This is a genomic window from Anaerococcus provencensis (genome assembly GCF_000312365.2).
GTDB classification, from domain to species: Bacteria; Bacillota; Clostridia; order Tissierellales; family Peptoniphilaceae; genus Anaerococcus; species Anaerococcus provencensis.
This window is the reverse complement of record NZ_HG003686.1, coordinates 206237-218930: the sequence shown is the minus strand read 5'-3', so window position 1 is coordinate 218930 and position 12694 is coordinate 206237. Positions and strand designations below refer to the sequence as shown.

Below are 12694 nucleotides of genomic sequence, written 5' to 3'. Positions count from 1 at the left end.
TGTTCATCAAGTTCTGCCTTTAAAAGTTCTTCCATAGTGTCTCCTAGAAGTTCTTTTAACACTTCTTGAATGTCTTGAGCGCTTTGAGGCTTGTATTCTTCGATTAACATTTTTGCTATCTTACTTCCTCTTGATTCGGGCCTTTTTCTTGGCATAAAAAATCCTCCTGATTAGTTGATTTTACCCTAATCAGGAGGTTTCTATACACAAAATTTTACACAGTCTCGAATTTTATTTTTTCTTGCCTTTGTTTTGAGAAGCAGATTTTTCTTTTTCTTCTCTACGTTTTTTCATAGATTCTTGGATTCCTTCAACTATGGCATCCATATCTGGTTCTTTCATACGTTTTAGTGAACTTACGATTTCTAGTTGTTCTGGTAGAACGTCCATCAATCTCATTTCTTCATCTAAGTATTTTTCCATTTTTTCTGCAGCTTGTGGTGCCCAAGATCCGTTTCCTATGATAGAAACTGCTCTGTTTTGTACGTTTAGAGCCTTCATATCTTCTATGAAGTTTTGCATTGGAGGATATACTCCAAGGTTATAGGTTACAGATGCTAAAACTATGTTAGTATATTTAAATGCTTCTGCTATAAGAGTTGATACGTGTGTGCTTGATACATCTCTTAGGCTAATATTTGTTATGCCTGCTTCACAAAGTTTGCTTGCTAGTGCTTGAGCAGCGTATTCTGTGTTTCCATACATTGATGCATATACTATTAGTACACCTTCTTCTTCTGGTTCATATGTTGCCCAGTGAGTGTATTTATCAAGGATATAGCCGAAGTTATCTCTCCATACCAAGCCATGTAGTGGACAGATGTATTTGATGTCAAGTGTTCCAGCTTTTTCAAGAGCTTTTTGTACGAAGGTACCGTATTTTCCTACGATATTTGTATAATAACGTCTTGCTTCGTCTAAGTAATCACGATCCCAATCAACTTCATCTGCAAATAATCTACCGTTGTTTGCTATAAATGATCCGAAGGCATCTGCTGAGAATAATACGCCATTTGTTGTATCATAGGTCATTAGTACTTCTGGCCAGTGAACCATTGGTGCTTCCACGAAAGCTAGGGTATGTTTACCAAAGTTCATGGTGTCGCCTTCTTTAACTTCGATATATCTATCGTCTACGTGATAACCAAATTGTCTCATAAACATTACTCCTTTTTCAGAAGAAATGATTTTAAGATTTGGATATCTTTCTAGCATCAATTCGATTGATGAACAGTGGTCTGGTTCCATGTGGTTGATAATCATATAATCTAGGTCACGTCCATCAAGAACACGGCTTACATTTATGATATATTCACGAGTGATTGCCCAGTCTACCGCATCTACTAAAACTGTTTTTTCGTCCATTAGTAGGTAAGAGTTATATGATACACCTTCAGGAATTGGGAATATATTCTCAAATAGGGCAAGTCTTCTATCATCCCCACCTACATAGTATAAATCTTCTGTTACTTTTCTAACTGTATACATATTTACCTACTTTCTATCTTCTGGGAATTCTACTTTGATAAATTCTTCTTTAGCTTCACCTGATACTGGTGATACCCAGCTATCTGGCAATTTATCAAATGGTGTTCCAGGTTCGATACCTTGTGTTGGATCGCCAACTTCTGGGTCATATTCATAACCTGAACCTAAGTCAACATAAACATCTTCTTTTGGAGCCATCTTACGTGGTTTGCTTCTTTTTACTTTCTTCATTGGTGGAGCTGGTTTCTTTTCTTCACCATTGTCAAGTTCTGCTATTAGTAGTGGTAGCACTTCTTTGAAGTCTCCAACTATACCGTAGTCAGCGTTTGCAAAGATTGGAGCGTTTTTGCTGTTGTTGATTGCAACTATTGTAGATGCATCACGGATTCCCTTTAAGTGTTGGCCTGCTCCAGATACTCCAACTCCGATGTAGAGGTTGTTTTTGAAGTTTTGTCCACTCATACCTACGTATCTATCAAGTGGAACGTATTTTAATGTTTCTGCTACTGGTCTAGATGATGATATAGCTGCACCTGCTTGGTAAGCTAAATCTTCTATTAGTTTCATATTTTCTTTTTCGCCAATACCACGACCAGCTACTACTATTCTTTCAGCTTCTGTTACTGGTGTCCATGGATCGATTCCTACTGTGAAGTCATATCCGTCTTTTTTAAGGGCTGCAACTAGATTTTTAACCGCTTCTTTAGGATCTCCCTCAAAGATTTCGCCCTTTCTAACTCCTGCGATTGGACCTTGTTTAGATTTTCTTCCAACTGCTTGGACTCTGGGAGCACGACCTACTGTGCTAGCTCCAACTACTACTCTCATGATTTCGTTAGTACCTTCATAGATTTGAGTGATTTTTGCGTCTCTGAAGAATCTTTCAACGTCAACACCCTTGATAAAGCCAGAACCACCGTATAGTTGGATAGCTTCAGTTGTTATTTGCATAGCAAGATCTGATGCAACTTGTTTTGCCATAGCAGCTTCTGCAGAATATCTTTCGTGGTGAGTCTTAAGGTCTGCTGCATGATAAATCATAAGTCTAGCGCCGTGTAGGTATGTTGCCATATCAGCAAGTTTAAATGTATTTCTTTGTAGATGAGCTATAGGCATACCAAATTGTTCACGTTCTTTGGCATAAGCTAGAGCTGATTCATAAGCACCTTGTCCAATACCTAGAGCTTGAGATGCTATACCAATTCTACCTCCGTCAAGTGTAGCCATGGCAATCTTAAATCCTTGACCTTCTTTGCCAAGTAAGTTTTCTTTTGGAACTTTAACATTGTCAAAGTGAAGCTCTGCTGTAGAAGATGATCTGATACCTAGTTTGTCATAGTGATCAGAGAAGGTAAATCCTTCAAATTCTTTTTCTACTATGAAAGCTGAAATACCATGTGTTCCAATACCTGGTGTTGTTACTGCAAATACAACATATGTGTCAGCTTTTGGAGCGTTTGTTATAAATATTTTTTTACCGTTTAATATGTAATGATCTCCGTCAAGTTCTGCTGTGGTTTCTGTACCGCCTGCATCTGAACCTGCGTTTTCTTCTGTAAGACCAAATCCACCTAGTTTTTCTCCCTTAGCAAGTGGAACTAAGTATTTTTGTTTTTGTTCTTCTGTACCAAAGGCAAATATTGGCCAGCTTCCTAGTGAGGTATGTGCCGAACAAATTACACCAACACCGCCGTCAACTCTTGATAATTCTTCTACTGTTATAGCATAAGAAATTGCATCAAGGCCTTGGCCACCGTATTCTTTTGGATATGGAATTCCCATAAATCCTAGTTCGCCCATTTCTTTTACAATGTCATCAGGAAATTCGTTGTTTTGATCTAGATCAAAGGCAATTGGTTTTACTTTTTCTTCAGCAAAAGCTCTAACTTTTTTACGTAAAGCTTCATGCTCGTCTGTTGTTCTAAATAGCATTGAGACCTCCTTTATTTATCACTACTATTTTACTATAGTATAAACCGAAGAAAACGTTTTGTCAATACGTATTTGCATTTTATTTTTAGCTCGCTAATATTCCTTAAATTATATTATTAAGAAAAAAAAGACTGACAAAAATAAATCTATTTTCATCAGTCATAATTCTTATAATTTTTCTATTTCGATTTTTATCTTCTTATCATTTAGGTCTATTTCCTCTGCTGACAAGTCTTTGTTACTTAGGCTATCTGCTAGGGTTTCTTTCTTGATTTCATCGGCAAATTTTTCTAATGATTTGCTTAGCTCTTCTTCTGCTCCATAAGAGATATTGATCCTATCAGTCACTTCGAAGCCAGAATCTTTTCTCAAGTTTTGGATTTTTGATATGAACTCACGAGCATAACCTTCATCTTTAAGATCTTCTGTGATTTCAGTGTCTAAAACTACAAAGACATTGCCGTTCATTTCCACATCAAAACCTTCTTTGGCAGAAATTCTTACATCTAGGTAGTCGCTTGTAACTTGGTATTTATCACCAGCAAGGTCAATTTCCACAGGGCCCTCGTTTGTTTGATTTACAAAGTCCTTGGCATCTACACTAGCCAAATATTTTGCAAAATCATTTACCTTTGATTGGAAGATGCGACCAACAACTCTGAAGTCTGGTTTTAGTGAGAAGTCCATAAATTCAGAAAGGTCATTTGCAAATTCTACTTCTTTTATATTTAGCTCTTCTTTGATTAGAGGGATTAAGTCAGAAATCCTATCTTGGTAAGAACCATCTACTATGATTTTTGCTAGTGGTTGGCGAACCTTGATAGATTCTTTCTCACGGCTTGCACGGCCAAGAGTTACAATTTTACGTACTAAGTCCATATCAGCTTCTAGATTATGGTCTATTAGCTCATCATTTGCTTCTGGCATAATTTGAGTATGAACTGTCTTTTCATCTGTTAGATTTCTATAAACTTCTTCTGCAATGTGAGGTGTGATTGGTGCAATTAGTTTTGCAATAGTTATTAGGGCATCATAAGTTGTTTTATAGACTGCCTTTTTGGAATCTGTAAGTTCACTCATCCAGAACCTCTTTCTATTGCGGCGAATGTACCAATTTGATAAGTCTTCTACTACAAAGTCTGAAATCAAGTGAACAACCTTGTTGTAATCAAATACTTCCATTTGTTCACTATATTCTTTGATAAGTGTGTTTAGTCTAGAGTATAACCACTTATCAATTTTTTCTAATTTTACTTCCCCAATATTTTTAAGATCTTCTATACCAAGATTGTCTGTATTTGCATATAGGCTAAAGAAATTGTAGACATTTTCATAGGTTCTAAAGAAATTGTTTCTCACTTCCACCAAACCAGATTCATCAAATTTTGTTTGCATCCATGGTGGTGATACATATAGGGAATAGAATCTCACTGCATCTGCTCCGTACTTGTCAAATAGTGCAAATGGGTCTAGGGTATTGCCCTTTGATTTAGACATTTTTTGGCCGTTTTTGTCAACTACAAGGTCATTTACCAAAACATTTTTGTATGGTGCCTTGCCTGTTGTTATAGTTGATATAGCCATAAGTGAGTAGAACCATCCACGAGTTTGATCTATACCCTCACAAATAAAGTCTGCTGGATAATAATTTTCAAATAACTCCTTATTTTCGAATGGATAGTGTAATTGGGCAAATGGCATAGCTCCTGAGTCAAACCAAACGTCAATTACATCTGGTACACGGTGCATAGTTCCATTGCAGTGGTCACACTTGATAGAAACTTCGTCCACATATGGTCTGTGAAGTTCTATATTCTCATCTATATCTTCTATGGCAAGCTCTGCCAGTTCTTTTCTTGATCCAACGGTTCTAGTATGGCCACAATCATCACAACGCCATATGTTTAGAGGTGTACCCCAATAACGGCTTCTAGATATTGCCCAGTCTTTTACATTTTCTATCCAATTGCCAAAACGCTTTTCACCTATAGTTGGTGGATACCAATTTACAGACTTGTTGTTTTCAACTAACTTATCAGAAAACTTGCTCATCTCTATATACCAAGATGGTGTTGCATAGTAGACAAGTGGTGTGTGGCATCTCCAGCAGTGTGGATAGTTGTGCTCTACAGTTTGTTTTTTGAAGACTTTGCCTTCGTTTACAAGGTGGTGCCAGATATCTTCGTTGGTATCAAAAATAAATTGACCCTTCCAAGGAGTTTCTGTAAACTTACCCTCTTTATCAACAGGTTGAACGAAGTCTAGGCCATATTTTCTACCAATTTGATAGTCGTCCTCACCAAAGGCAGGTGCAGAGTGAACTATACCTGTACCATCTTCTGCAGAAACATAGTCTGCAAGGGTTACTATAAAGGCCTTTTCTTCGTTGACATCTACATATGGAAGAAGCTGCTCATATTTCATATATTCCATATCGGAACCCTTGAGAGTTTCTACCACTTCGTATTCATGATCTGCCATCAGGCTTTCGCACAAGGATTTTGCCATATAATAATATGCATTGTCAGTTTTATCGAAGACTTTTACATAGTCAAGGTCTGGATTTACTGATAGGGCCACGTTAGATGGTAGGGTCCATGGTGTTGTTGTCCACGCTAAGAAATATTCATTATCTGTATCTTTTTTCTTAAATTTGACTGTAAGGGTGATGGTTTTATCCATTTGGTAACCTTGGGCTACCTCATGGCTTGCAAGACCTGTACCACATCTTGGACAGTATGGCATAACTTTTGCCCCTTCGTAAATGTAACCATTTTTGAAGGCCTTATCTAATAGATACCATTCTGTTTCTATATAGTCGTTGTCCATGGTTACATAAGGGTGGTCCATGTCATATAAGAATCCCATGCGATCAGACATATCGCGCCACATATCAGAATAGGTCCATACTGATTCTTTACAAAGCTTGTTGAACTTTTCTATACCATAGCCTTCGATGTCGTTTTTGTCGTGGAAACCTAGTTTTTTCTCAACTTCGATTTCTACTGGCAGGCCGTGGGTATCCCAGCCTGCTTTTTTTAGGACCTTGTAGCCTTTCATATTCTTGTAACGGCTAGTCATATCCTTTAGTGTTCTTGCTATAACGTGGTGGATACCTGGCTTGCCGTTTGCTGTTGGTGGGCCATCATAGATTATGTATTCTTCTGCACCCTCACGTGTTTTGAAAGTTTGATATAATAGGTCAATTTCTCTCCAATATTCTTCTATACTTGCTTCACGATTTTTTGTATCGCTTGTATTTAGAGATTTGAATTCACTCATTTTTACCTCCTTAATAAAAAAAGAACCGTCCATACAGACGGTCCACTTATTGATAGTTTTGCTCTTAACGATTGGCTTTCGTACAAGGCTAATAATTTCACCTTGCAAACTAAAAGATGATATTCGCTTATCCTTCCCTTAGCGCTTTTCACCAGCCAGCGCCTCTCTATAAGTTATTGATAAGTTACTGTTCTCTATAACGTTGATATTCTACATAGATAATACTAATCTCACCCTACTTGTCAAGGGCAAAAGCCTTAGATATGTTTTACCACCTTGAATTTATACAGGGAGAACACATCTTGACTATCTACATTTGCCTTATCCAGGGCATCTTCAAACATTTGATAGTCAGACTCATAGTCATTTCTAAACACCATAGTGTCTTCGTTGTTGTATTTGACAACAAGGCCATGGTACATACCAAATTCTTCCATATATTGGATTTGTTGGACCTTAACTACTTCATAAACCATGATGTACAAATCATCTATGCCATAGTTTACCAAATCAATGGCATTGTTAAATATAGTAGCGTTGACAGATTCATAGATTACATCAAGGCCTATATCAGAACGAGTTGGGTAGATAGAACCACTTGTTTCGATTCTATCTTCCTGGCTAACAACAATAATCGCCCCATTGTTATTGCCCTTAAACTCATCATCATAGTCCTTTAGATAGGTCTTGTTTTCCTCATAGTATTTGATTGAATCTTTTGCTAATTGTACTAGTTTGTCCATATCAGTCTTCCAATAATTTTTCTATATCTTTAGCGATATTTTCTGGCTTTTTTTGAGAAGCGTAGCGATTTACTACATTTCCATTTTTATCTACAAGAAATTTGGTAAAATTCCACTTAATTTTATCCCCAAAAATGCCCCCTTTAGCATTTTTTAGGAACTTAAATAAGTCTGCTTCATTTTCTCCATTTACATCAATTTTGGCAAATCTATCAAAAGTTGTTCCAAAGTTTGATGTGCAAAAATTAGCTATCTCTTGGTCACTTCCTGGAGCTTGTCCTCCAAATTGATTGCATGGGAAGTCTAATATTTCAAAGCCTCTATCTTTGTATCTTTCATACAAATTTTGCAAGGCATCGTATTGGGGAGTAAATCCACATTCTGTTGCAGTATTTACTATCAAAAGTACCTTGCCTTTATATTTTTCAAGGGATATATCATCACCATTATTATCTTTTACAATTATGTCATAAATCTCTGTCATAGTAACTCCTTATTTTACGATGATATTACTATACGTGATTTTTATAACATTTAAAGATTTTACCAAACTGGGATTGATGATCCCTTTGTTGTTTCATCCACTATTTTCTTGGTTTCATCCGTGTGATAGTAATTGTCAATCAAGTCCTTTAGGGTTGGGCTATCCTTTTTATCTTGTGTTGTTGCTATGATATTTACATAAATATCTTTACCTGGTTCATTGTGGTCTTCTAGGTAAATTGCATCTTCTGTTGGTATGAAGCCAGCATCTACTGCCATTCCAGAGTTAACACAAGCTATGTCCACATCATCTAGAGATCTAGCTGTTTGGGAAGCTGATAGCTCTACTATTTCAAAGTTTCTTGGATTTGATGTGATTTCATTAAGAGTGATGGAATCTCCATCTTCGCCTTCTACTTCTATAAGTCCTGCTGATTGTAAGAGGAATAGTGATCTTGATCCATTTGTTGGGTCATCAGGTATTGCTATTCTTGCACCATCTTCTAGGTCAGCTAGGTCCTTTATTTTTGATGAGTATATACCAAGTGGAGCAATTGATGTATCTGCAATTGAAACTATATCTGATCCACTAACTTCGTTAAAGTCTTGGAGGAATTTTTTGTGTTGAAAGGCATTTATATCAATGTCTCCTGATAAAAGAGCTTCGTTTGGCTCTCTATATTCGCTAAATGTGACTATTTCTATAGTTTTTCCTGTGCCTTCTTTGTATCTTTTTGCTACATCTTCCCAAGCTTCGTTATTTTCTCCGACCACACCAAGTTTTATCACATCTTTATCTTTTAATGGATCTGTTTCATTTTTAGCTTCTGTTGTTGTTTCTGTCTTTTCTGGCTCTGCTGTTTGTGCGCTTTCGTTATTTTTTGCCCCACAAGCACTAAGTCCTAAGATTAAGGCAAGGCCTAGGCCGATTTTACTGATGTTTTTCATTGTTATTCTCCTTATAATTTTTTACCAGGATGCTATCCAAGCACCATTTGTATATGTGTCGTAGTCTTTCTTTGTTTCATCTGTTTGATAGTATTTTACAAGTTCCTTGTAGGCTTCATTGTCCTTATCTTCTGCCCTTGCCGCTATCACATTTACATATATTTTAGCATCTGGATTTTCTGGGTCTTCTAGAAATATTGCATCTTCATTCGGACTTAATCCAGAGTCTAGGGCATAGTTGTCATTAACTGCAGCCACTTTTACATCATCTAAGGCTCTTGCAGTTTGAGCTGCATCCATTTCAATAAATTCAAGATTTTTTGGATTTTCTGTTATATTATCTAGGGTGATAGCTTCACCAGGATTTCCATTTACTTTGATAAGCCCTGCTGCTTGGAGTAAGAATAGAGCTCTTGGTCCATTTGATGGGTCATTTGGTATAGCAACCTTATCTCCATCTTCTAGCTCATCTAGGCTTTTTATTTGATTTGAATAATAACCTAATGGGGCAAGCATAGTGTCAGCTATGGCTACTAGTTTTTCTTCTCCTTGGGCATCGTTATATTCATCCAAGAACTTGTAGTGTTGGAAGCTATTTACATCTATATCCCCACTAGCCAAGGCTTCATTTGGCTGGGTATAGTCAGAAAACTTTACTAGCTCAGCTTTTTTGCCTGTGCCTTCTTCATATCTTTTGATAACTTCTTCCCATACTTCATTTTTCTCACCTACAACACCGATTTTTATAGTATCAGCAACTTCTGTTGGAGCTTTTTCTCCTGAACTTGCTTCATTGTTCTCTCCATTTGATCCACATGAGCTAAGTCCTAAAACTAGGGCCAATCCTAAAGTTAATTTTCCTAAATTTTTCATATTAAAGTCCTCCTTAATGACTTGTTTTCCTTATTAAATGATTTGCTATAGCCTGGATTAAAAATACGACTATTAGTATCAAAACAACACTTACTATTACTACATCATCCTTGTAGCGTTGGTAACCGACTGCTATGGCCAAGTCTCCTATACCGCCTCCACCTACAAGTCCAGCCATGGCTGTTAGGCCAAGTAGGGAGATTAGAGTAATTGATCCTGCACGCAAAAGTGATGGTAGGCCTTCTCTAAGATAGACCCTTGTTATTATTTCAAAAGGTGACGCTCCCATGGCTTCTGCCGCCTCAACCTTTCCTGGTTCTACACTTGCTAGGGCTTGTTCTACTTGTCTAGCAAAAAATGGCACACAAGAAAATACTAGGGGAACTATGGCTGCATTCGGGCCAATTCTTGTTTTTACAATTTCCTTTGTAATTGGTGCAATAAGAGCGACCAAGATTACAAAAGGTATAGACCTAAATATATTTGTAAGTTTATCCAAGATGCTATAAATAACCTTGTTTTCCAAAATCCTCTTATGGTCTGTGACAACCATTATTATGCCAATTACAAGTCCAAATATTCCAGCAAATATTGCTGAGATAAACAACATATACAAGGTCGTTTTAAAGTCTTCGATTATCCTATCTCTTATGGACCATGAGTAATCAAAAAATCCCATCTTTACCTCCCAATACTTCTGCACTAACTTCTCTTTCTTCTAGGTAATTTCCAAGCTTGCTTAGGGAATCCGGATCCCCAGAAATACTAACTATTAGATTACCAACAGGAACTCCTGTGATAAACTCAATATTTCCTGCAAGTATATTTGTCTTTATACCAAACTTTTGGTAAATATCATTTATAAGTGGTTCTGTTGTAGATTCTCCAACATAGTTTAGCTTAACCAAGAGTTCATTTTCCTTAAGGATTCCTATATTTTGTTTAACTTCCTCTATGGTATCTGTAATATTAGTTGAAGTTTCAACGAATTCTTTGGTTAGAGTATCTCTTGGATTGGCAAATATGGAAAGAGTTGAACCGGACTCTACGATTTTGCCATCTTGCATAACTGCACACTTGTTGCAAAGGTCTTTTACCACTTCCATCTGGTGGGTAATAATTACAATGGTAAGTCCCAAGGATTCATTAAGGTCTTTTAGTAGTTTTAATATTTGTTTGGTTGTCTTTGGGTCTAGGGCACTTGTAGCCTCATCGCAAAGAAGTATCTCTGGATCTGATGCAAGGGCTCTAGCTATAGCACATCTTTGTTGCTGGCCACCAGAAAGTTCCCTAGGGTAATTGTCAGCCTTATCTGCTATACCTACTAATTCTAGTAGCTTTCTTGCCTTTGCTTCTTTCTCTTCTTTTGGTATCTTTAATTTCCTTATAGGAAATATTACATTATCCAAAATAGTGATGTTATTGAGCAAATTGAAATGTTGGAAAATCATTCCGATGTTTTTTCTTTTTGCTCTCAAATCCTTGTTGGAAAGGTCCAAAAGATTTTCGCCATTTATCAAAACCTGGCCACTTGTAGGTCTTTGGAGAAGATTTATGGTCCTTACCAAGGTCGATTTACCAGCTCCAGAAAATCCTACAATTCCATATATATCATTTTTTTCCACCCTAAGGTTTACATTATCGACAGCCTTAAAGCCGTCAAAGTCAACTGTTATATTTTTTAAATCAATCATCAAAAACTCCATTTAAGAAATCACTGGCAAATTTTACTTGTAGACCTACTGCATATTTGATACCTTCTGGGTCTAAGTCAAATTCTGGCGTGTGAGCACCTGCACTGATTCCTTTTTCTTTATTTCCAACACCAAATCTAGTATAAACTGAAGGGCAAAGTCTAGAATATCCAAAAAATGATTCTGAACCATAACTAGTTGCTGCTTCTTCGAAAGCATTTGGATAAATATCACTTAGTGACTTTCTAACATCTTCTGATAGGTCTGGGTCGTTTATTGTTGGGTAGGCTACTATCCTTGTGTAGTCTGTAAATTCTATATGGCACTTGTGAGCCTTGGCAGTTTGCCTTGTTACTTCTTTCAATACTTCTAGGGCATCTTCTCCAGCCTTATCATCAAAAAATCTCAAGGTTCCTTTTACATTGCAGCTATCAGGTATTACATTTGATGCTGAACCACCGTTTATAGCTCCTAGGCCAAATGTTACAGTTTTACTTATGTCAAGCTGGTTGACCCAAGCTGTTGTAAGGGCTGTAACAATGTTTGCTGTTGCTGTAAGAGGGTTTATACACTTATCAGGACGAGAACCATGGCCACCCTTGCCTATAACATTAAATTCCACACCAGCACATCCTGCATGAGATGGGCCCTTGATTACAGAAATCTTTCCAATTTCCATAAAGGGTGATTGGTGGTTGCCATAGCAAGCATCTAGATTTTTGTCTCTAAGGTGGTCTACCATTGCTTCAATTCCACCGCCTGTCTCTTCGCCTTCTTCAAAGATAAAATAAATTTTTCCTTTAAGTTCATCTTTTAAATCAAGAAGGATTTTTGCTGTTGTAAGAAGTGTTGCCATGTGTGAGTCGTGCCCACAAGCATGACTTACTCCATCAATTTTTGATACAACTGTCTTTTTGTTTTTGAGATTGTATTGACTTTCTCCTATTGGGAGTGCATCAATATCTGTTCTTATCCCAATTGTTTTGCCAGGCTTTCCAGTATCAAGTAAGGCCGTAAAGCCAGTTGTATTTGCAGCATCTTCTACTATAAGTCCAAGCTTCTCACACTCAGCTTTAAGGTATTTTGCTGTTTGGTATTCCTTATCACTTACTTCTGGGTTTTCGTGCAGGTAAGTTTTCCAGGATATGGTATCAGTAAAATACTGGTCTATTTTTTTCTTTATCACTTCATTGCTGGTCATTTTTTCACCTTTCTAATTCGCATAAAAAAATCGTCCCTAAATTCTAATAA

The 12694-nt window shown here is 37.0% G+C and carries 10 protein-coding genes; all 10 read right to left on the bottom strand.

What is annotated here, in order from left to right; genetic code table 11:
* Positions 1–231: 231 nt before the first annotated feature.
* Positions 232–1488, bottom strand: coding sequence for an FprA family A-type flavoprotein (locus BN38_RS03775; RefSeq protein WP_044565665.1), 1257 nt, complete (start codon positions 1486–1488; stop codon positions 232–234).
* 6 nt (positions 1489–1494) lie between these two features.
* On the bottom strand, positions 1495–3420 hold the full coding sequence (locus BN38_RS10895) for an acyl-CoA dehydrogenase family protein (protein WP_084593740.1): 1926 nt from the start codon (positions 3418–3420) through the stop codon (positions 1495–1497).
* A 168-nt stretch (positions 3421–3588) separates the two neighbouring features.
* On the bottom strand, positions 3589–6702 hold the full coding sequence (gene ileS / locus BN38_RS03765; protein ID WP_044565664.1) for an isoleucine--tRNA ligase: 3114 nt from the start codon (positions 6700–6702) through the stop codon (positions 3589–3591).
* A gap of 257 nt (positions 6703–6959) precedes the next feature.
* Positions 6960–7445, bottom strand: a complete 486-nt coding sequence (locus BN38_RS03760; protein ID WP_044565663.1) for a hypothetical protein — start codon at positions 7443–7445, stop codon at positions 6960–6962.
* Position 7446: 1 nt separating this feature from the next.
* Positions 7447–7929, bottom strand: coding sequence for a glutathione peroxidase (locus BN38_RS03755; RefSeq protein WP_044565662.1), 483 nt, complete (start codon positions 7927–7929; stop codon positions 7447–7449).
* A 59-nt stretch (positions 7930–7988) separates the two neighbouring features.
* Positions 7989–8876, bottom strand: coding sequence for a MetQ/NlpA family ABC transporter substrate-binding protein (locus BN38_RS03750; protein WP_044565661.1), 888 nt, complete (start codon positions 8874–8876; stop codon positions 7989–7991).
* Positions 8877–8897: 21 nt separating this feature from the next.
* Complete coding sequence (locus BN38_RS03745) at positions 8898–9749, bottom strand: MetQ/NlpA family ABC transporter substrate-binding protein (protein WP_044565660.1); 852 nt, start codon at positions 9747–9749, stop codon at positions 8898–8900.
* A gap of 13 nt (positions 9750–9762) precedes the next feature.
* Positions 9763–10428: a methionine ABC transporter permease gene (locus BN38_RS03740; protein ID WP_044565658.1), complete on the bottom strand. Its 666-nt coding sequence runs from the start codon at positions 10426–10428 to the stop codon at positions 9763–9765.
* A complete protein-coding gene (locus BN38_RS03735; RefSeq protein WP_044565656.1) occupies positions 10415–11443 on the bottom strand; it encodes a methionine ABC transporter ATP-binding protein in 1029 nt (342 codons plus the stop codon). The genes BN38_RS03740 and BN38_RS03735 overlap by 14 nt, the downstream gene beginning before the upstream one ends.
* Entirely contained in the window at positions 11436–12644 is a 1209-nt protein-coding gene (locus BN38_RS03730; protein ID WP_044565653.1) for a M20 metallopeptidase family protein, read from the bottom strand. The genes BN38_RS03735 and BN38_RS03730 overlap by 8 nt, the downstream gene beginning before the upstream one ends.
* Positions 12645–12694: the final 50 nt, after the last annotated feature.

What these genes read in the sequence shown, in the direction of transcription:
- BN38_RS03760 (WP_044565663.1), bottom strand. Translation starts at nt 7,445, where the DNA reads ATGGACAAACTAGTACAATTAGCAAAAGATTCAATCAAATACTATGAG.
- BN38_RS10895 (WP_084593740.1), bottom strand. Translation starts at nt 3,420, where the DNA reads ATGCTATTTAGAACAACAGACGAGCATGAAGCTTTACGTAAAAAAGTT.
- BN38_RS03735 (WP_044565656.1), bottom strand. Translation starts at nt 11,443, where the DNA reads ATGATTGATTTAAAAAATATAACAGTTGACTTTGACGGCTTTAAGGCT.
- BN38_RS03775 (WP_044565665.1), bottom strand. Translation starts at nt 1,488, where the DNA reads ATGTATACAGTTAGAAAAGTAACAGAAGATTTATACTATGTAGGTGGG.
- BN38_RS03730 (WP_044565653.1), bottom strand. Translation starts at nt 12,644, where the DNA reads ATGACCAGCAATGAAGTGATAAAGAAAAAAATAGACCAGTATTTTACT.
- BN38_RS03750 (WP_044565661.1), bottom strand. Translation starts at nt 8,876, where the DNA reads ATGAAAAACATCAGTAAAATCGGCCTAGGCCTTGCCTTAATCTTAGGA.
- BN38_RS03745 (WP_044565660.1), bottom strand. Translation starts at nt 9,749, where the DNA reads ATGAAAAATTTAGGAAAATTAACTTTAGGATTGGCCCTAGTTTTAGGA.
- ileS (WP_044565664.1), bottom strand. Translation starts at nt 6,702, where the DNA reads ATGAGTGAATTCAAATCTCTAAATACAAGCGATACAAAAAATCGTGAA.
- BN38_RS03740 (WP_044565658.1), bottom strand. Translation starts at nt 10,428, where the DNA reads ATGGGATTTTTTGATTACTCATGGTCCATAAGAGATAGGATAATCGAA.
- BN38_RS03755 (WP_044565662.1), bottom strand. Translation starts at nt 7,929, where the DNA reads ATGACAGAGATTTATGACATAATTGTAAAAGATAATAATGGTGATGAT.